Here is a 19,156-nt window from a genome sequence, read left to right as displayed (position 1 = left end):
ATCTTGGATCAAACCAGGATGATCCATGCGCTTGCCTCACCACCTCATCTATCGCCCTTCGGGCTTCACCTTTCGGCTCATCGTCCCGACTGACCTTCGCGCCAAACTTGGCCGGGTCGTCATCAGCCGGTCTTTGCGCACTCATGACCGGGCCCAGGCTCAGGTTTTCGCGTTGGCCCTCGCAGCGCAGTATGCTCAAGTCTTTAGGGAGCTTCGGGGGCAGGGTGTGGCCAAGAAGGGAGCGCCATCCATTGAAGACATCGTGGGTGCATTCGGGCAGGGGAAGGTGCGCCCTTATGAGATCGACCTGGTCAACGGCACGATACGCACCGACGGCTCCGCCGAAGAACACGAACGAGCCATGGCCGCCTTGGACAAGGCCGCCAAGGTCCGGGCACAGATGCCAGTTCAGGCCGTGCCCTCTGCTGCGATTGCTCAGCCTGTAGCGTCCCCCGTCAAATCCAGCATGCCGCTCTATCAGGCGATCCGGGATTACTCGGAAGTGGAGGGCCCGAACCTGCACTCAAACACCTGGTCTGGGCGGCAGAGGGCTTTGCGCTCATTCGAAGAGGCCGTGGGCCGGCAAAGGCCCGTTGCCACCATTACCCGTCCGATGGCCGCCAATTGGGCGAACGACCTGGTGCGCAGCGGCATGAGCAAGCGCACGGCGGTCAATTACGTGTCCAACGTGGCGCAAATCTTTGCCTACTTGATTCGCCAAGGACACCTCACCGACAACCCGGTCAAAGGCGTGATGGTGATGACCAAGCGCGAGAAGGCCAAACGTCGGGCCGAAGGCCATGAGTGGGAGGCCTTCACGGTCGACCAGCTGAGGCGCATCTATGCGCCCGAGAACATCGGCAAGATGAGCCAACTGCACAACCGCTGGGCGGCAGTGCTGGGGCTGTATACCGGGGCAAGGGTGGGTGAAGTCGCCCAAATCTTCCTGCGCGACATCGTCAAAGAGGGTGACATCTGGTGCGTGCGCCTGACCGTGGAAAGTGACGGTCAGGCCCTCAAGAACGAACATTCCCGGCGCTTGGTGCCCCTGCACCCGGATCTCATCACCATGGGATTTGCTGATTACGTGGACCGGCTGCGCAAGATGGGCGAAGAGCGCCTGTTCCCCCAAGTGAATCTGGATGGAAAGGCTGGTAAGGGTTCGGCCATATCCAAGAATTTTGGGTATCTGTTGCAGCGCAAAGAAGTCGGCGTCAGGCCTCGGCGCGAGCATGGCCGGGTGGGGTTCCACTCATTAAGAAAGACGGTCGTTCAGAGCCTGCAAGGGACGGGTGTATCGGACGAGCGGCGACGTGCTTTTGTGGGGCATGAGCAGTCGGACGATGTGCATGCCACCGTCTACATGCGTGCATGGACGGCAGAGGAGCTGTCCAGTTTGTGGGCGGGCCTCAAGTGGGGCGAGTGGCTGCGGATGGATGAGTTGCGGGCGTTGCTGATTTAGGCGGATGACGAGGCCTTCTAATCAAAGCGAAGGTCAGCGAAATGGTGTGATTGCCGCATCTGGTGGGCCGAACTCGAACTCGATCCAGTCATCGCTTTCGTTCTCATCGGTCTTGATGATGCTCATCTGTGTTGGTAATCGACTTGCTCGGAGTTGTGCGTCGATCCACTGCGGCATCGAGATGGAGTGCCCGCTCCCGTGAAGCGCCTTGTGTTGTTCGTTGATTTCTTCTGCGGTGCGTTGACCCGCGAGAACTTCAAGGATCTCTCTGGCACTAAATCTTGCACGCTTTCCGCTCATCGTGAATCCTCCGTGGTAGCCCCACCCGAAGCCACTGTCCTTCGCTCGGTGTGATGCGTTGATTGGCATATTCACCGGTTTCGGAAAGGCGTCGAGCATGCCTCTGAACAATGCTTCAAGCTTGGCTGAGATGTCGTCGGGCAAAGTGGACACCAAATCCACCTCTAGCCACATCTTGCGTTCGTGAACCTGATACCAGGTGTGCGGCTCTTCGCGAACAGTGATAAGAAGGACGAAATTGATCGAACTGTATTGCCTGAGGAACTCTTCAGCAATTGCTCGGCCAGTTAGGGCGGTTGACCCTGTCAGGGGTTTGGCGAGCGTGCCGGTGGAGCTGTCCCCAACGATCACCCCGACAATGCCAGGTGCCTTTCGAAGCTGCTTGGCCTTAGCCTTGAGTGCTTCGTAGAGAGGGTTCTTGTCACGAATCGTTGGCGATGTATACGAGGCGTGTGACATCGTGCTGAATGTGGGTTTACTCGGGTCGATGGTGATGCGTAGAGAAGCCGTCTCATTCTTGATGGAAACGTGGAGCACGCGGCCCCCTGCATCAATCTGTTCCTTCAATTTCGGAACAATTTCGTCGCGAACGAGCTCAGGCAGACGGGTCGACGAGGGCAGACAAAGTCTCGTTCTCACTCCCCGAGACGTTTCTTCTTCTCGATAGTCAATGTCCAGATTCATGCCGGCCTGGGAAAGGCCAAGTTTGAGTTGCTGCTCGTATATGAGGTCATGCAACTTTTGTGCAGGATTGATTTCGTGCAAGCCGTCATCCGAAACTGTTGTGACGTCAGCCGTGATTTCGAGGTCGCTCGATTTGAACTGGATGTCCGGTTTGCGGCCAGTTTCGAGCGGCAGCTCATGTCGAAGAACGCCTAGCTTAGACAGGCCGTGGAATGTGACGACTTCCCACATGGCCGCCAGACGGTCTTTGCCCGGTGTGTTTAGTCGGTCGGCAAGCTTTTGGATACTCTCATCTCCGAGGGTTGTTCGGAGTTGGTCCAAGCGGTTTTGAATTGCGCGTCGAGCGAAGATCATGTGGGGCTCCATGCATGCGCGACCTTTCATGAAGCGTATCGTAGTGCCAGCAGGTCTCTCCCCCCAGCACACCTCCCCAACACAGCCTTGCACCTCGTGGGCCATCGTCACTTCGCGTCGTTCGGCGCAAGACGCAGGGTCTCGTCCACGTTGTTCCCGCCTTCCAACGTCCACACGGTGGCCGCCTCCAGGTGCTGCCTGCCTTTTCCGCTTCGTTTCTGGAAGGCCACGGCGCAATTCAGCGTCGGGGAGATAAGACATGGGCATCGCGAAAGACAAAGCTGGCAACTACCGCCTCACAGGTAAGACCACAGAATCTGACATCCTTGAAGCTGCCGAACAGTTTCTCCGCAGCAAACTCGAACGGCTCGGCAACATCTCCGACCCTACCGATGCCGGCGACTTCCTCCGCATGCGCCTGGCTGGACTCTTACATGAAGAGTTTCATGTTCTTTGGCTCGACAACCGCCACCGCATCCTCGACTGCCAGAAGCTATTCGCTGGGACAGTGGACGGCGCGTCAGTTCATCCCCGGGAAGTGGTCCGGGCAGCGCTGGAATGCAATGCAGCCGCCGCCATCCTGGCGCACAACCATCCCTCAGGGGTAGCCGAACCCAGTCAGGCGGACCGAAATATCACTGTGGAGCTTCGCGCAGCGCTGAAGCTCGTGGGGGTTCGGATTCTCGACCACATCGTGGTTGGTGGCGAAGGCTGCACGAGCATGGCGGGGAGGGGGCTCATTTGAGCCCTTTAACTTGTCGGTTCATTACTCGGGTAAAGTTTTGAGCCAGTCCGCGATGCCTGCGATGCGACCGTTTCGGTAAGGCAGGTAGTGAACAGGCAATCCGAAGCGTTTGCGGAGCATCGCCAAGTATGTGTTCGCTTCAACGCCAGCTTCAGACGGTCCGACGATGAGCAGTGTTTGGCATCGGTGCTTATCCGGCCAGTAGGCGTATTCCATGAGCTGGGAAAGGGCGTCGCGGATGATTTTTCGAGCGGGACCGAAGGTCTTCAGTTCGATGAAGATCTCGCGCTTTCCGAGGGCAAGGACAACATCGACACGGTGCCCGCCAACTGTCCGCTCGATATCCACCTTCGCGCCTTTGACGTCTTCCGACAGTGTGTTCTCCAGTGATTGCTGCCACTGCGTCTGAATCAGGTCGACTTCATATGAACCACCGGAAACATGACGTGTGGCCTTGGTCTTGCTCAAGTTGCGCCCAGAAGATTCTTCTTCGTTCTCGCTCTCTTCAAGAATGCTTGATATGGGGGTGACTAGGCGCTGCAACTGACCATACCGAGCCGACTTAAGAAGCCTGTAAGGGAACGGTTTCAGGTCGTCGAACATGTGCAGGCTTTCAGGTCGGTAGCGCACGTTGACCAAGGTTTCCGCGTCATTGAGCGTGGCGGGATTCAGTTCCAGACTTCTGACCTCTTCTCGCATCGCTCGCAACCAGCCTTCCTTTCGGAATTGATGGCTGATGCGTCGTGCATCGCGCTTGGTCAGAACCTCAGCATCATCAATGGTTCCGATCCAGTAACGCTGCTTGGAATTGTGATCGATGGCGTACAGAAGCAAGCTGAGATGCTGGCCTTGATACTTCTCCTGTGAGCGATTGAGCGCTTGAATAAAACCGTACTTCCAGCCATCGATTAGGGTGCTGTGGTTGAACAGCCATTCTTCGTGCCCGAAACCGTGCTCACCTTCAAAGGTGTCGACATCGGTCAACTTGCCTTCGCGGCCACTGGGGCTGTGCCAATAATTCGTGTTCCAACACAGCCGGGCTGCTTTGTACTCGGTGTTGCCAGTTGCACGGGAATGCTCGCTTTCGATGGCTTCGTATAGAGGCCACAGCATGTTGAGGACGTGGGCCGCATCCGCAATCGCGCGTCGCGGAACACCGCTGGCTGGAACCCGGACACGTCGTCCCAGGAAGATGAACACTCCGTTGCGCATCCAGTGGCTGTCAATTGGTCCGGTGGGGAGGTGGTGACTCCGGTCGCCTTCGTTGACCCACATCTGAAGATTGAGCAATTTCGGGAAGTGCTCGATGAGGCGGTTGAACAGCATCATCTTGGGTACAAGTTGCACGGCTGGGTCGGGTAGGTCTTGGCTTGGTTCTAGGCTGAAAGCAACGCCGTACCGGAAGTATTTCCCGTCGTCCTCGAAGCCCACATTGAACTGAAGCTCTTCTCGTCCACCCTTATGGAAGGCGTAACCTTGCCGGGAGCGCTTTCCCCCTCCTTGAATTTGTAAAAGTGGCCCGTTCCACTTGTTGCCACCGTTCAACTTCTTGCGTTCTGCATAGAAGTTTTCCAGCAGTGTTTCGGTCAACTGCGCATCGATGGCCGTGACGATTTCGGACAGCTTTTCCATGATGATCCCCTATCCTTGTTGATCCAAAATTGGTCCTGAAGCGTCTACCTGATGAAAAAATCATCATAGCCTGCTAACCTCAATTCCAGAAGGTCTGTAAGTCGCTTGATGATTGTCTAAGCATTCGGTTCAAGGATCGATTGGCAGCAAAGGGAGAAGACCGATGGGTGTGGCAAACTTTTTCTTTAGTTCAATTGTTGCGGGCTTGGTTGTCACGTTGCTGATTTATTTTATTGGCAGAGTTGGCAAGTGGTGGGGGGGGCGGCGCTGTCTGGGATTACATCAATTATTATCGGTGGGATCCTGATCTGGGTTGTTATTTTTGCCTCTAGCAAGACAGCGAACAACTTCGGGGATGTCGCAGAAAATGGATCTCTATTTATAACCAAGCTGCTGTGTTCCATTGGTTGGTTCGGGGCTTCCGGTGTTCTTTGTTGGTTTCTCCCTCGTAGTTAATGAATTAAGTCATATATTATCGTTGCAATCTGGGTTAATGCCAGGATACTTACTAGGGATATGACAAATGCTTTGTCATATTTGCCAAGGTCGCGCCATCTGCGGAAAAAGCGGCTTTCTTTGGATGTTTCTGATTTTATTTTATGCATAAATCACCTATTGGCTTAATGAATATCACCAGTAGCATATTGCGAATACTTGTCAATACCGAGAGCGCGTCTTAGTGTTGTCCCAACACAACGCGTCTGGAGCGCCGCTCCAGTTCACCAAACGCTAAAGCGTCGCCAATTCGGCGGCGCTTCTTTTATGTCAAGTATCCTTGACATTTCTGAGAAATCTGCTTGGATGACTGGAGAACGCTAAGCGTTCATCCAGCGGCTAAGGACAGCCGCAATACGGTCACGGAGGACCCTATTCATGCACGCACACGCCAGACCTCACCTGGAAACCCACAACCGCGCAAAAGGCCACTCTTCAGTGGCCGGCGCGGCGTATCGTCTCGGTCTCAAGCTCTTCGATGAACGGACCGGAAAATGGCACGACTTCCGCCGCCGCAAGCTCGGCGAAGAAATCGTGCGTGCCCTGACCGTGGCACCCAAGGATGCGCCAGCCTGGGCGACCGACCCCGGTCAGCTGTGGAACCGGGTCGAGGCGATGGAGAACAGGAAGGACGCGCAGGTTGCCCGCGACTACCGCATTCCGATCCCTTTCGGCCTCAGCGACCAACAGGCCGGCGACTTGGCCGAAGAGATGGCGCGATACATCGCAGCTAATCTCAACGTGCCCGTCAGCATGGGTCTGCACCGGGATGCCGACACGGATGTGCTCGGGGTGGTCAAGCCCAACGATAAGCAGGGTTTCCACGCGCACTTGTATTTCCCCACCCGACGCCTGGCCAAGGAAGACGGCAGCGAGGGAGAGAGTGGCAAAGGGTTCGGGGCCAAACTGACGCTGCTGTCCAACAAGCGCACATCAGCCGCGTTCGTCGATACCTTGAACCAGAAGTGGGCTGAGTTGGCCAACAAGTATCGAGCTGGTCAGGGCCTGTCCACAGATTACGATCACCGCAGCTACAAACGGATGGGTGTGTTCAAGGAAGCCGAGCCTACGGTAGGTCAGGCCGCAACTGCCATGCAGCGAAAGGGCATGGACACCCGGAAGGGTGCTCAGCTCCAACAAGCCCGCAAGCTGGCTCGCGTCTTCGAGCATGTGCATGCCGAAGCCCTCAAGCATCAGCACGTCCAGGCCAAGGCCGATGTGGTGCGTGAGACGAAAGCCAAGCTGCCGGCACTGTCGGGTGTCGGTATTGCTGGCAGGCTGAAAGCGAGGCGAGTGGGCAAGGGCTATTTGCGGCTTGGACCGATGGCCTCCAGGCTCAGGTCCACTTTGCCCCCGCCAAAATCTAAGGCCGACCAGGAGGCATTGGCACGTTCACTCATCCTCACCGATCTCATCGAGCAGATCCTTCGGTCGATGCGGGACGCACAAAGTCAGGTCAGAACTCTACAGACCACCATCAGCGAGGCGACGACACGCCGGCTGGATGCAGAGTTCGAGCGGGACGAAGGGCGGCGCGCTCGGAGTCGGGCTGTGAAACGCTTGAGGGTGTGGGAGCAGGAACACCCCTGGCGACGCAGGGCGGCCAAGCTCGTTGGCTCAAAGGCTGCCCAAGAGAGAGCGACGTTGCGTTCTGATATAGACAGTCAGAACCAGTGGGTGCAGGTGATGAAGACGGTTGTGGCTCGTGAAGCTGCGGCAGCCGAGAAGGCAAAAGGCGGGCAGGCTGAGTTGGAGAAGGTCTTGCGTGCAAATCAGACCGATCTACAGCAAGCGCTGGCGGAATTGGAGGCGTTGGACCTGTCGGCGAACGGTTTGATGACCGTGGCGCCGGAGGAGCTGCGGGGCGTGCTGGAGGGGGCGGTGGAGAGAGGTCAGCGTGATGAGGGTGGTGTGCCTGTTGCTGAGCCGGAGCAGGTGGGGCGGCTGAAGGAATCACTCAAGAGTGGTCTGGCGGTGCGGTGACTAGATACATGATGTGGCGATGGCGCATTGACTCAAGAGTTTGATTCGTTCCCCGTGGCGATTCTTAGATTTAGCGATAGACTTTGTCTTGGTGAGATCAGGGAGGGGAAGGAAGTGAGCTTGACTCAAATTCATCACTTAGAGCAATGGAAAGGCACAGTTGATGCCCGGTATCGACTTGCCGACATTCTGATAAGACTGACTACAGCCACCCTTCCGATCGGCGCGATAAAGAGACTGCGATTCTTGAGCGGAACGGCAACCCAGCTCAGTGGATGGGATGGATTGGTAGATAGTGGCAATGGCAATGCATACCTCCCTGAGGGAAAGTCAGTATGGGAGCTTGGGGTTGGAGCTAATGATCTCGCGAAAATTCGTTCAGATTTCACCAAGCGGTCCAAGGATCCCGAGCTTCCTGATGGTTGGGATGCTGCTGAAACTACGTATGTGGCAGTCACGCTGGCAAAACTTCAGGATGCGGCTAAGCAGGCCACTGATCTCGCAGAAGATGAGTCACCTTGGAAGAGTGTTCGGATACTAGATGTTGTTGAGCTCTACCACTGGTTAGGCCTTAGTGATGCAGTTGATGTTTGGGCCTACGAGGTAATTACAACAACAAGCATGGAAGGCATGCAATCCCTATCAGGGGCGTGGGGCATGTGGTCTTCGGTCACAGAACCCGCAATTCAAGCCCTGCTAGTAACGACTGCGCGCGAAGCGGGATTTCAGAGTCTGCAAGAATCTCTATCAAGAAATTCAGATATTTCTCCCATCAATGCCGATTCGCCCGACGAAGCAGTGGCTTTCATATATGCTGCAATTCAAGGTCTAGATGAACTGAAAAAAGAAGAGCTTGGTTCAAGGGCCCTTGTTATTTCAAGTACCGAGGCGGTTAAGTGCATATCTAGGCAATCACCGCTGCTTTTTGTGCTGAAGGGTGATGCAAGCTCACATGCAATGCAACTGCTTAGAGAGGGGCATCAAGTTGTAAGCGTGCATGGGCGAAACGCGCATTCTGTTAAACAAGGACTTAAGCTGGAGCGCCAGCCAAGACAGGAGTTTGCCAAAGCTTTGGTCGAGATGGGTGTTCCGGAAGAAACGGCAGATATTGACGCTAGGGCGTGTGGGTCGAGTGCTTCAGTGTGGCGGGTATGGAACCTTTACAATCACGCAAATGCCGATGCATTTCTTCCGGCATGGATTAATGAAAAGTATCTGCCCGTTGTAGTTCCAGTCGTTTTGCTTGGTGGGTGGGATACAAAGAAAGACCTTGATGTGCAAGTTGTGGAGGCTGTATCAGGTATTTCTCACGCTGATTTGCGCGATAAATTAGACGAGATTCACAACCTCGCTGACCCGTTTATAGAAATTATAGCCGACACAATTGTTGTGTCTGCGCCGGCCACAGCATTTGCTTTAATTGTTCGATCCATTGGGTCGGGCATTCTTGACCGGTTTACCGAGCAAGCGCGGACAGTATTTCAGACGCTAGACCCTAACGTCGAAGAGGGTTCAGAAGAGCAAATGTATGCCCCGTTCCCGGGCGATCAGATGCATTCGGAATGGCTGCGTGACGGGATGGCGGGAACATTGCTTAGGATTTCAGTGCTCGGGCGCAAGTTAGAAGAATCAGGGAGGCTTAATGGAAGATCTTGCCAACAGTTCGTCAACGATTTCGTCCGGGGAGTGCCGGGACTCAAAGAGGATACGCGGCTTCTGGCGAGCCTCCGAGATCAGCTACCGGTTCTTGCGGAGGCCGCACCGGTCCCTTTCATGGAAGCCCTGGAGGCGTTGCTCCAGGGCCATCGTAATGAATTGGCGTCTTTGTTTGCCGATACCAGCGAATACGGCGGTGCGTTACACCCCTCGATCTTGTGGGCATTAGAGACCATTGCATGGGAGCCTAGTTGGTTGGCACGAGCAGTGCTGATTCTCGGTGCGCTTGATGATCTAGATCCAGGCGGCAGGCTTAGTAATCGACCGGCCGCATCTATCGTAAGCATTCTCCTTCCTTGGTATGCAGGGACATCCGCTACTTCTAAACAAAAGGTAGATAGTTTGAATGCTTTGATTGACAGCTATCCAGTGGGTGGTTGGGGCGTACTCTTAAATCTGTTGCCTGGCAAGCAGTCCTTCACAAGTGGTACGAGGCGGCCTGAGTGGCGGGAAACTAGATATGGAGATGGTGCGCGTATACCGCGCAAGGAAGTTGCGCAACTCTACAGTTCATATGTTGAATGCGCGATTGTGAGGGCCGCGAGCGACGTGGATCGGCTTGCCAGTCTTGTTGATTCATACCCCAATTTCACTGCGACGCATCGGAGGAAGCTAGAAGGCGCAATCCAAGAATGCATTACATCTATGAAGGACAGAGATCCTTTGAGCCCGCTCTGGGAGGCCTTACGGAAGCTTATCGGGCATCACCGCCAGTTTCCTGATGCGGCATGGGTTCTTGATAATGATTCCCTCAAAAGGCTCGAAGAGCTTTCAAATGAATGTGAACCTTCCGGTTCTATAGCGCGTCATCTGTGGCTTTTCAGCGATTCCATGCCTGACATACCTTTTTCGCGTTCGGATTCAGATGCGTATTACAATGAAGTGGCTATTCTTCGCAAGAATGCAATTAACGAATTGTGGTCCGGCGGAAAAGGTCTCGAAGCACTTCATGAGTTAATAAATCGATGCAAATTCCCAGGCATCGTTGCGATGACATTCGCAGCCGTAGAAAATAGTTTCGAAATTCTTATCAATGTTTATGCGGGCGCATGCGTCGGTTCAGAAAATGAAGAGATATTTTCAGCGGTGTTGTCCGCTGAAGGCTATGAGATGTTTAAAGACCAGTGGACAACAAATGTTCTCAAAGTTTCTGATAGTTGTTCAAATCCAATCGCTTCCAAGGTAACAGCGTTACGTGCGTATCCTGATTCTTTAGCTTTATTCGATACTTTACAAGCATTGGGGCCAGAAGTTGAAAGTGATTTCTGGAGGCGTCATCGTGGTTTTACTTCGATTGATAGCCAAGAGGTTGTTCGGCGTGTTGTTCGTTCTCTGACTAAATATCATCGAGCGAGGGATGCAGTAGCTATTGTTGCGCACGAATTGAAGGCATTTGGATCAGAAGAGGCTCTAGATATCCTCGATGCAACATTGAACGAACTTAATGAAGGATTGCAGCCGTCTGGTACAAGCTCCATAGGTTTCTGGATAGCACAAGTTTTTGAAAAACTCCGCAAAAATCCCGAATCAGATCGTCTGCGGGTTGCGAAGATGGAGTATCGCTATCTTCCGCTCCTTGTGCGGGGGCTAGAGAAGAAAGATCTTTTTTTGCATGAAATGCTGGCTACTGAACCGAGTTTCTTCGTGGATGTCTTGTGTGATCTGTATACCCCGGCGAGCGGTGAACTCGATGATGCGCGACCCATCGAGGAACGCCGCACCCGAGCTCGTCACGCATGGCAACTGTTGCATTCGTGGCGCCTTGCTCCTGGTATGTTGCCGGATGGTTCCCTTGATGCTGATGCTTTGAACCGCTGGATTGTTGAAGTTCGTCAGCGCGCCGAAGAAGCGGATCGGGTCAAGGTAGCCGATCAGCAAATTGGTCAAATTCTGTATCACACGCCGGAAGATCCAGAAGACGGAGTATGGCCTCATGTGGCGGTGCGGCGACAATTAGAGACGCTACACAGTGAGCAAATCGAGTCTGGCATTCATACTGAACAATTTAACTCAAGAGGCGTAACGACAAGATCGCCATATGACGGTGGTGAGCAGGAGCGAGATCTTGCGAATTTATGGCGGCAGAGAGCGGAAACCGTTGGCGCCAGATGGCCCCGAACACAAGCATTGCTTCTACGAGTTGCCGACTCTTGGGAGCATCATGCTAAGCGTGAAGATGAAGATGCCGAGAAGAACAGGTTGCGAGATAGGTAGTTGTCTAGTTAAACACTATAGAAGCTCTGTTCCTTTTTTGGACTTTCTATTTATGATCCCGCTCAAGGCGGGGCAAGATTCAGTGGTGTGTGCCAAAAAATTGAACAGCTAGTAGCCAGACAGCCCACAAGGCCCAAGGGACGGAGATGACGGCTTGAACTGCCAGTATGGCGTTACCGAGCACGTCCGAGGCCGTCGAATGAGCGAGTTTGTTGGTGCCCCAGAGAAACAAAAGCAGCAGGGTGAAGATGAAGACTCCCATGGTTGGTTTCCCTCCTTAAGTATGGGTGCAGCGCGGACGTCGATGTCACTGCATGAGGTGAAGGAACGAAAAGACCGCGCCGCCAAAGATCACCAAAGCCACGATCCCAACCGCCAATGCAATCGCGCCGAGCACAACGCCGGCAGTCGCCATGCCACTCCCGGTGAGGCCGGGAGTGGTGCGTATGTGTTTCTTGGCGGTGAGGCCGAAGGTCAACGCCAACACGCCGAACAGTAGGCCGATGCCGGCGAACGATGACAGCAGGCTCAGCAAACCAAAGACCAAGCTCGCGATGGCCATGCCACTGTTGCGGCGGTCAATGGGGGCAGTTTGCGTTGGGCCATTCGTGGGGGAGGGCGTTGCGGTGCTTGCGCCCCGATGCCCTGTTGGCATCTGCTTGAACAAGATGACCATGCAGGCAGCGATGATGAGCAGATTCGTGATGCTACCGATGACCCACAGCGCGTTCGCAGTAAAGGGCGAATACAGCGAAAAGTGATGGAGAAGATTGAAGCTTTGGATGGCGTCGACGGGGGAAGGAGCAAACCAGCAAGAGGCGGCCCGGCATATGGCCAGGTAGCGGTCGTGCAAGTTCAGGATTTGCAAGGCCAGGCCGGCAATCGATACCGTGCCCAGAAGAGCCAGCAAAATCCATTTGGCCAATTTGCTGGCGAGAAACATGGCGCCGACAATGGTGGCGCCATAGATCAAGTGCAAAACGATGTTCCAAATCTGGCCGGCTGTAGCGACGTTCGATCTTGGGTGCAGGCTCATCGCCAGCAGGTTGATGTCGGTAACCAGGCAGACGATGACGCCAAACATGAGAAGGCTGAACAAGCCCAGATAGAGCTTCCGTGCGGTCGATGCGGTCATGCGTGTTGTCCCCTGTGAAAGTCAGTCGGGTTTGACTGGAGCGAGTCCGATCCTAACTCTTTCGGTAGCATCAAAGTCAAGAACCTGCATGCCGATGAAGGATCGGGGCACAGCCTTGGGTCAGTCTTTCAGGGGAGAGAGGCCGTCCGGCAAATAGGGCAGCAGTTGCTTGAGCAGTGCTTCGCGCTTGCCAGCCGGCATACGATGAAATGCCAGAATCAAAGCGGCCATTTCATCGTCGGTGGTGAGCAGGTAAGCCGTTGGAACCCCCAACGCCTTGGCGATCTTCTCCAAGGTTTCCGGGTCAGGGTTGGCCTTGCCTGACTCGTAACGGTTCATGCGCACCGACGCCGACTTGTAGTCCTTGGTGATGCCGGCATCCAGGCCAAGCTGGGCCTGACTGACACCCAAAAGCGTCTGTCTTGCTGTTCGGATGCGTTGGCCCAGCATGGTGACGCGTCGACGCACGAAGGTGGCCTGCGATAGTCCCTGTAAGGCATGGCATTACACCTTGTCGTCACCCGGGCGAACACTACCGGAAAATATAGCGCTGTGCGCCTGAGACAGTCGTATACTGGCTCAGTGACGGAGAAGGGGGCTGGGCAATGAAGCTCAAGGGTGCATGGGGAATGGTGCTGGGTCTGGCTGCTCTGGCAGGGTGTTCATCGCACTCGGGCAGCCTGGATGCTCGATACGAAGGCAAAACCCAAAATGAAGTGATCATGCTTCATCTGGTTGAGGCGCCTCCTGGTCATCTGGGCGGGAGTTTCGTAGTGACCAAGCTCGATGGCAGCAGCCATTCAGGCACCTCTGAAAGCTCTCGCGATGTCACGGGGGCCATCAACAACGGCAATGTGAACCTTCACGTTGGCGAGATCAAGCTGCTCGCAACAAACCTTGTTGGTCACATCGACGGTGACACCCTCACCATCAGCGCGGGCAGCCAGACCGGCCAGATGCAACGCGTCTCAGAGACGCAATACCAGGCAGATTTGGCGGAGTTGGCCAAGCGTGGGCGGCAGGTGTATGCCTGGGGCCAAGCCAAGGCGTCCGTCCAGAACATCCTCAACAAGCGTGAGCAGTTGAACAAAGACCTGAAGGCTTATGTGGCCTGGGGGCAGCAGCGCATTGATAGGGCTCCGAACGTCAAGAAGTGGTATGCCGGCCATGTGAACTATTACCAGCGGTGCTTGAACACCATCGGTTCTCTCGCACGCCGTCACGTGCCCAGATACGAATGGCAAGAGTGCGTCTTGACCATCCAAAATGATGATTACGATCGCAAACAGTCACTGGATAGCGTGGCATCGCTTCAGAAGACCAACCGCGACCAAGTGGCCGGATTGAATGCTCGTATCGAAAATGGACCTGCAATGATGGCTAGGCTCGAAGCGGACATGCACACACTTTCGACCGCGTGCCCGACAAGCGCACATCCGGAGACGTGCGAATCGAGATTTCAAGCCATTAGCAGTCAGTCCCCGGGAAGCCTGGTCGACACAGACACCTTGAGCGCATACAGGTCCATGGTCCCCAAGGTTCAAGCAACGCTGGATGCTGAAGCCAAGACGCAGGCGGAAGGAGAGAAGCAGCTCAAGGTTTTGAGTGCGAGGGTGCAGCGAATCTATCAGGACGGGATGTAACGCAGGACTAACCCTTTGTCTTCGAGTTGGGCTTTTTCTTCGCTTTCCGTGCGGACAGCAGGCCCATGATGTATTCGATGCCTTCCTCTTCCGGGAAGAAGCCCACAACGTCGGCCACGGTCAAGTTGTGGCGCTTGCAAAGCTCCAGGAACTCGGCCTTGGCCTGAGCCATGGGGGCGGTGCTGGTTGGTGCCTGCTCGTCGATGGCGGCAAGGTCTTTCTGGAACTGGCGGAAGTCGTAGGCGGTCATGCTGCAATTTTAGAGCAAGGAGGGGCTATGGAGCAGATGAACAGGGCGCATCGCTACCTTGAGCGGATGCGTGCCCAGTACGAAGGTGTAGACAGCGCTAGGGGAAGCAAACAGCAACTTCTAGACGACGTGATCTCGTTTTTCATGCATTGCCACCACATCCGCGACTGGATTGTCCATCTGAACAAGGTCGGCGTCACCAGTCGTCAGGTCGATGCCTTCATCGATGCCCATCCAGAACTTCAGGTGTGCGCGGACCTGTGCAATGGGTCCAAACACTGCAAGCTTGATCGGACCATCCGTTCGGGGCGTCAGCCGCACATTGCAGGGGAAACTTATAGGAAGTCGACCTGGCTTACCGGTGATGGTGGTATCTGCATCGTCCAATGCCGCTATACCATCTTGACCGCCACGGGACCGATTGACGCCTTGGCTCTGGCCGAAAAATGCATGAAGTTGTGGAATGAATACGTCGGGCAACTTCGTCCCGACCAGGAGCAGGTATGAGAGCAATCAGATAAGCACGCGCAGTGAGAATCAATTGTCGCCGGAAGGCGCGCATTTCGGCATGGCATCAATCATCTCTCCGAGCAACTTCTCATATGCCCTAAACGTGCGAACAGCGGCACTGTATTGCTGCATATTCGCCTCATACACGTCTTCGAATCGAAGCGGTGGCGTGCCGCCGAAGCCGTAACTGACAGCAAGCTTGCCCGGAATTTCGGTTTCGAGAACGGTGCCATCGGGCTGTATGTCTATCTTGGTTGCGGGAACAATGCTGCGGGTGATGAAGTTTGTGAGTCCAAATCTAAAGCGCGGGGCAATGCCATGACTGGCACGGTTACGGAAGTTGGCTGTCTGACCCCGATAAGCCTTGTTGTCGATCATTCCGAGGGCTTGCTTGAATGGTGGAAACGACTTCCAGCCTTTCCCTAAGCTCTTGAGCTGCTTTTCACGTTCGGGACGGGTGAGATGTCGGTTGCGTTTTTTCTTGCCGCCCATGTCGTCATCTTGCACCAGCCGGTCCTTGTAATCGTTTATGACGGTCAGGTTCGCTTGATGCATCGCAGTCTCGGCGACGAGGCCAAAACGATCTCGGGTCGCGCTGGGCTGAAACAAGCAATGAAAGGCGAGAGGGTCCACGAAGTGCCGCTGAATGGACCAAGCTTCGTCATCATCAACAGGCTTGTCCTTCAAGATGCCAATCCATATGGACAAGAGCAGAAGGTTTTCGCGCCAGAGATTGAGTTCATTGATGAGCTCAGAAGTGTCTTCATTGACTTGCATGCCCATAAACGCGGTTCTCCACTCGACATCTTGAACGCGTTCGGCGATGGCATACGGAAGCGGCCAGTCCTTCGGTGTCGGGGCCGTCTCCATGTTTTCCAAAAAGAGTTGGTAGGCCGTCTCATAAGTGTCTCTGAGTGCCTTGCGGTCGTGCTTGGCGGCTTCGCTGAGTTCGGTTTTCTTGGTCATGCTCATATCCCTGTTTGACACAACATAGGCTACTGCGGGTCGATGTTTGTGCAATCACTGAGTGGGGTCCGTTCTACGCCGCCTTTTCCTTCTTGGGTTTCTCCCGCTTCATCTGCCGCCTCTCAGCTGCCTTGTCAGCGCGGGCGAGATAGGTGTCAAAGCGCCCCTTTTGGTAGGGCTGCAAGACCAACTCGGGGAACTCGATACGGCCCAGGTTCTCGGCGCATTCATTCACATCAGCCCGCTGAATGTAGTGTCTGCGGGCCACTGAAGCCCCACGGCTGTGCCCCAACATCTTGGTGATGACGGTCTCTGAGACCCCAGAGCGGTCAGCCATCGTTGCCAAGCTATGGCGGAAGCAATGGAAGGTCTTGGTCTCGCCCAACACGCCTTGCTTCTTGCGGTATCGACCAAACCACTCACTGATGGAACTACCAGGCCCGGGGCCAGACCAGTTGAGGCCAGGGAAGAGGTGCTTGCAGCCAGCGGCCTTCACATCAGCCACATAGTCCATGAAACCCAGTTCAATCAACTTGGGATGGATAGGCATGTGGCGTTCGGCGTTGGCTGATTTCAGATGCTGGCCGTCACGATAGGGGGCGATGCTGAAGCAGGGCGTTTTGCCCACCCTGTCGATGTCGGCCACATAGAGCTGAGCAATCTCGTTCACGCGCATCCCTGTATAGAACGCAATCAAGGGTGCCCAGTAGAACTGCGGTCGCTTGAGCTTGGCCATCGCCTTGGGGCAGAACAGGGCGTCCAAGTCCGCTCGACTGAAGGCTTCTTTGGATGAGCCCGTTGGACTGATGTAACGCTCAGACTGAATCTGCCGGGTTGGGTCGGCTTCCAGGTCGCCGCTCTCGATGCACCAATGGAAGAACGCTTTGAGATACAGGATGTATTTGTGCTGGGTGCCCTTCGAGATGGGCTCATCACCTTGAGCCTTGGCTTTGTCCACGATGTTCTTGAGGCGCATGTGCTGGAACTCAGGACGGCTCAAAGCCCGTGGGGGAAGGGCGGCCAGGACATCGAGGAAGGCATCCACATCCCCTGTGGTGACTTCCACGATGGGTTTGTCGCCTGTCAGGTCCAGAAGTAGATCCAGCGCAAAGCGTGCTGACCCCATGCTGGCCTTGGACACTCCGCCACGTTTGAGGTTGGCCAGGTGCTTTTCGATGTGCTGGGCCAGCATGGGGGCCAGCTTCTTGGGCTTGCTCTCCGCGCCGCCTGCTTGACCCAAGTAGGTTGCCAGCCCCTGCACGACACTATCGACAAGCTGTTGGGATGTGTCCTTGGGCGGCGGAGGTGTATCGCAGGACTCAGGTGCATCCCCAAGGATTGCTGACACCTCGGCATGACTGATTGCGGGTGGCGGCGGTGGGGGCGTCCTGAGCGTGATGGATCTGCCGTTGGCATCATCGCCAGGCAGAAAAAATGGGCCGGCTGGAGTGATGTCATGCTTGCTGACCAACTCGACGACCTGTTTCACGGCCTGCATCATCCATTCATCTGCGCCAGGGCCGGATGCCGAGAGGCTGCAAAGGTTGGGAATGTCGATGTTGTAGGTGAGTGCGGGGCAGGCCCCTGACTCCTCTAATCGTTGTTGTAAATACATAGAGCGTCCTTGATTTCATCACCACTCCCGAAGCAGCGGTGGACGCTCGGTTTAACTGATAAAAAGGCGCTGTCAAGGGCTTTTGAACCACTAATTTTACAGCGATCTAAATGCCGTTTTTGCGCATGAAAAAATGGCTAAGTCATGCGGTTTTCGTCGTTAAGTCTGATCCGATTTAGAGAAATTAATTTCAAAAATTGTTTGTTGACAAGTTTGAAATTTGTGACAGGGTGCATCAATCAATCGGAGCAAATATGAAATTTCCCCCATCTTTTTTCGTCCCAGTTCTTCTTTGAAGGGGCCAAGGGAAATTCAATAGTATTAAGCTCACTCTTGAAAAGAGATGTAAGCCCTTGATGGGGAAATCAGAAAATTTATTCCCCATAACGCACTACTACTGCTTCTAGGGTCAGCGACCAGCGTCAGAATCCCCCTACAGACATCCAGCTTCAACAGGTTCATCCTGATACGAGCTTCCCACTCTGTTGCCGACCGGATGTCCAGGCAGTGCCGACATGGGGTCATGGCCTCAGCGGGAAGCCACATCCACTTTGGGGAGGAGGGAGACATGGCAGGTTTCTACGAACTTAAGAAGAGCTCAGACGGGCAGTTCATGTTCAATCTCAAGGCCGGGAATGGCGAAATCATCCTGACCAGTGAGCGCTACACGGCCAAGAGCAGTGCCGAGAACGGCATCGAATCGGTCCAGACCAACAGTCCCAAGGACGAGCGTTACGAAAAGAAGACCTCCACGCGTGGAGAGCCGTACTTCGTTCTGAAGGGAGCCAATGGTCTCACCATTGGTCGCAGTGAGATGTACTCATCGACTTCGGCGCGCGACAACGGCATCGAGTCGGTCAAGACGAACGGACCGACCAAGGATGTGCGCGACAAGACTTGACCGCGCGTGTCCAGGTGGCGACTTCGCCCATGCTAGGCTTGGATCAAACTTTGGCACACAAATTCCAAGGTTTGATCCACGCAAGGGCAATTGAATCAATGGGTTGGGCTGGGCTCAAAAGATCCTAGTCCCCCAGCCAATGAAAAGACCCCGCTTCGGCGGGGCTTTTTTATTGGTCATGGGCCTGGCATTCCGGGAGAGCGTACGTAATCCGCTCGATGAATGACCTTCGCCCCGCCTCATGCGGTCCGAGATGGACCCTGGCCCGGGTTTCACGAATCAGAAGAGGGCGTCGCGCCTACGGATTTCTTGCGGAAGGATGGCCCGCATCGTCATGACGGTCGCTTTCGCGTGTAGCGCGTTTCTTCGACAGTTTCTCTTCCTTTTGCTTCTTCTTCGCGATCTCGCGTTGACGCTTTTCGTATGAGTAGTTGGTCTTTGCCAATCCGGAACTCCTGCGTTGAGTGAAAAAGTCTTGGGCTGTGCCCTTGTGGCGCCCTTTGGATCAGGGTGATGTCGAGCGCGAGTACCTGTGTTCCTCTGACAGCCAG

16 protein-coding genes are annotated in these 19,156 nt (G+C 54.9%); 7 read left to right on the top strand and 9 right to left on the bottom strand.

The features are described from left to right. Positions 1-25 precede the first annotated feature (25 nt). Entirely contained in the window at positions 26-1,462 is a 1,437-nt protein-coding gene (locus LF63_RS13315) for a DUF6538 domain-containing protein (protein ID WP_043102576.1), read from the top strand. Between the two features lie 33 nt (positions 1,463-1,495). On the opposite strand, the gene LF63_RS13310 is transcribed toward LF63_RS13315, so the two are convergent. Continuing rightward, positions 1,496-2,800 (bottom strand): hypothetical protein, encoded by a 1,305-nt coding sequence (locus tag LF63_RS13310; protein WP_152569337.1) that lies wholly within the window; start codon positions 2,798-2,800, stop codon positions 1,496-1,498. A gap of 259 nt (positions 2,801-3,059) precedes the next feature. Here LF63_RS13310 and LF63_RS13305 point away from each other — a divergent pair, with 259 nt between their 5' ends. Then, positions 3,060-3,545 carry a JAB domain-containing protein gene (locus LF63_RS13305; protein ID WP_043102573.1) on the top strand — a complete coding sequence of 162 codons (486 nt, stop codon included), beginning with the start codon at positions 3,060-3,062 and terminating at the stop codon, positions 3,543-3,545. A gap of 21 nt (positions 3,546-3,566) precedes the next feature. On the opposite strand, the gene LF63_RS13300 is transcribed toward LF63_RS13305, so the two are convergent. Beyond that, positions 3,567-5,177 (bottom strand): hypothetical protein, encoded by a 1,611-nt coding sequence (locus LF63_RS13300; RefSeq protein WP_043102571.1) that lies wholly within the window; start codon positions 5,175-5,177, stop codon positions 3,567-3,569. An 873-nt stretch (positions 5,178-6,050) separates the two neighbouring features. Here LF63_RS13300 and LF63_RS13295 point away from each other — a divergent pair. Together LF63_RS13295 and LF63_RS15925 are read left to right on the top strand one after the other, a co-directional pair. After that, positions 6,051-7,655 (top strand): MobA/MobL family protein, encoded by a 1,605-nt coding sequence (locus LF63_RS13295; RefSeq protein WP_081945223.1) that lies wholly within the window; start codon positions 6,051-6,053, stop codon positions 7,653-7,655. A 120-nt stretch (positions 7,656-7,775) separates the two neighbouring features. Further along, positions 7,776-11,585: a hypothetical protein gene (locus tag LF63_RS15925; RefSeq protein WP_152569336.1), complete on the top strand. Its 3,810-nt coding sequence runs from the start codon at positions 7,776-7,778 to the stop codon at positions 11,583-11,585. 79 nt (positions 11,586-11,664) lie between these two features. On the opposite strand, the gene LF63_RS13280 is transcribed toward LF63_RS15925, so the two are convergent. The 3 genes from LF63_RS13280 to LF63_RS13270 all read right to left on the bottom strand — a co-directional run bounded on the left by LF63_RS13280 (position 11,665) and on the right by LF63_RS13270 (position 13,170). Then, positions 11,665-11,847 (bottom strand): hypothetical protein, encoded by a 183-nt coding sequence (locus LF63_RS13280; protein ID WP_043102561.1) that lies wholly within the window; start codon positions 11,845-11,847, stop codon positions 11,665-11,667. A gap of 45 nt (positions 11,848-11,892) precedes the next feature. After that, positions 11,893-12,720, bottom strand: coding sequence for a DUF4190 domain-containing protein (locus tag LF63_RS15335; RefSeq protein ID WP_052395096.1), 828 nt, complete (start codon positions 12,718-12,720; stop codon positions 11,893-11,895). A gap of 120 nt (positions 12,721-12,840) precedes the next feature. Next, positions 12,841-13,170 (bottom strand): helix-turn-helix domain-containing protein, encoded by a 330-nt coding sequence (locus tag LF63_RS13270; protein ID WP_043102558.1) that lies wholly within the window; start codon positions 13,168-13,170, stop codon positions 12,841-12,843. A gap of 155 nt (positions 13,171-13,325) precedes the next feature. On the opposite strand from LF63_RS13270, the gene LF63_RS13265 reads away from it, so the two are divergent. Beyond that, positions 13,326-14,363, top strand: a complete 1,038-nt coding sequence (locus LF63_RS13265; RefSeq protein ID WP_152569335.1) for a hypothetical protein — start codon at positions 13,326-13,328, stop codon at positions 14,361-14,363. Between the two features lie 7 nt (positions 14,364-14,370). Here the strand turns inward: LF63_RS13265 and LF63_RS13260 are convergent, their stop codons facing one another. After that, positions 14,371-14,613: a hypothetical protein gene (locus LF63_RS13260; RefSeq protein ID WP_043102553.1), complete on the bottom strand. Its 243-nt coding sequence runs from the start codon at positions 14,611-14,613 to the stop codon at positions 14,371-14,373. 27 nt (positions 14,614-14,640) lie between these two features. Between LF63_RS13260 and LF63_RS13255 the strand changes: the two genes are divergently transcribed. After that, the gene (locus tag LF63_RS13255; protein WP_043102550.1) at positions 14,641-15,120 is read left to right on the top strand and encodes a hypothetical protein; all 480 of its coding nucleotides are present in this window, start codon (positions 14,641-14,643) and stop codon (positions 15,118-15,120) included. A gap of 30 nt (positions 15,121-15,150) precedes the next feature. Here LF63_RS13255 and LF63_RS13250 read toward each other — a convergent pair whose 3' ends face one another. Next, positions 15,151-16,089 (bottom strand): hypothetical protein, encoded by a 939-nt coding sequence (locus tag LF63_RS13250; protein ID WP_043102548.1) that lies wholly within the window; start codon positions 16,087-16,089, stop codon positions 15,151-15,153. A 73-nt stretch (positions 16,090-16,162) separates the two neighbouring features. Continuing rightward, positions 16,163-17,704, bottom strand: coding sequence for a site-specific integrase (locus tag LF63_RS13245; protein ID WP_081945222.1), 1,542 nt, complete (start codon positions 17,702-17,704; stop codon positions 16,163-16,165). Positions 17,705-18,272: 568 nt separating this feature from the next. Between LF63_RS13245 and LF63_RS13240 the strand changes: the two genes are divergently transcribed. Continuing rightward, positions 18,273-18,605, top strand: a complete 333-nt coding sequence (locus tag LF63_RS13240) for a YegP family protein (protein ID WP_043102545.1) — start codon at positions 18,273-18,275, stop codon at positions 18,603-18,605. Between the two features lie 298 nt (positions 18,606-18,903). On the opposite strand, the gene LF63_RS16330 is transcribed toward LF63_RS13240, so the two are convergent. Continuing rightward, complete coding sequence (locus tag LF63_RS16330; protein ID WP_235205332.1) at positions 18,904-19,050, bottom strand: hypothetical protein; 147 nt, start codon at positions 19,048-19,050, stop codon at positions 18,904-18,906. Between the last annotated feature and the right edge of the window lie 106 nt (positions 19,051-19,156).

This window comes from Oleiagrimonas soli, assembly GCF_000761445.1.
Classification (GTDB): Bacteria; Pseudomonadota; Gammaproteobacteria; order Xanthomonadales; family Rhodanobacteraceae; genus Oleiagrimonas; species Oleiagrimonas soli.
The sequence above is the reverse complement of the archived record's forward strand: the minus strand, read 5'-3'. Positions and strand labels throughout refer to the sequence as shown.

What these genes read in the sequence shown, in the direction of transcription:
- LF63_RS13315 (WP_043102576.1), top strand. Translation starts at nt 26, where the DNA reads ATGCGCTTGCCTCACCACCTCATCTATCGCCCTTCGGGCTTCACCTTT.
- LF63_RS13310 (WP_152569337.1), bottom strand. Translation starts at nt 2,800, where the DNA reads ATGATCTTCGCTCGACGCGCAATTCAAAACCGCTTGGACCAACTCCGA.
- LF63_RS13305 (WP_043102573.1), top strand. Translation starts at nt 3,060, where the DNA reads ATGGGCATCGCGAAAGACAAAGCTGGCAACTACCGCCTCACAGGTAAG.
- LF63_RS13300 (WP_043102571.1), bottom strand. Translation starts at nt 5,177, where the DNA reads ATGGAAAAGCTGTCCGAAATCGTCACGGCCATCGATGCGCAGTTGACC.
- LF63_RS13295 (WP_081945223.1), top strand. Translation starts at nt 6,051, where the DNA reads ATGCACGCACACGCCAGACCTCACCTGGAAACCCACAACCGCGCAAAA.
- LF63_RS13280 (WP_043102561.1), bottom strand. Translation starts at nt 11,847, where the DNA reads ATGGGAGTCTTCATCTTCACCCTGCTGCTTTTGTTTCTCTGGGGCACC.
- LF63_RS15335 (WP_052395096.1), bottom strand. Translation starts at nt 12,720, where the DNA reads ATGACCGCATCGACCGCACGGAAGCTCTATCTGGGCTTGTTCAGCCTT.
- LF63_RS13270 (WP_043102558.1), bottom strand. Translation starts at nt 13,170, where the DNA reads ATGCTGGGCCAACGCATCCGAACAGCAAGACAGACGCTTTTGGGTGTC.
- LF63_RS13265 (WP_152569335.1), top strand. Translation starts at nt 13,326, where the DNA reads ATGAAGCTCAAGGGTGCATGGGGAATGGTGCTGGGTCTGGCTGCTCTG.
- LF63_RS13260 (WP_043102553.1), bottom strand. Translation starts at nt 14,613, where the DNA reads ATGACCGCCTACGACTTCCGCCAGTTCCAGAAAGACCTTGCCGCCATC.
- LF63_RS13255 (WP_043102550.1), top strand. Translation starts at nt 14,641, where the DNA reads ATGGAGCAGATGAACAGGGCGCATCGCTACCTTGAGCGGATGCGTGCC.
- LF63_RS13250 (WP_043102548.1), bottom strand. Translation starts at nt 16,089, where the DNA reads ATGACCAAGAAAACCGAACTCAGCGAAGCCGCCAAGCACGACCGCAAG.
- LF63_RS13245 (WP_081945222.1), bottom strand. Translation starts at nt 17,704, where the DNA reads ATGTATTTACAACAACGATTAGAGGAGTCAGGGGCCTGCCCCGCACTC.
- LF63_RS13240 (WP_043102545.1), top strand. Translation starts at nt 18,273, where the DNA reads ATGGCAGGTTTCTACGAACTTAAGAAGAGCTCAGACGGGCAGTTCATG.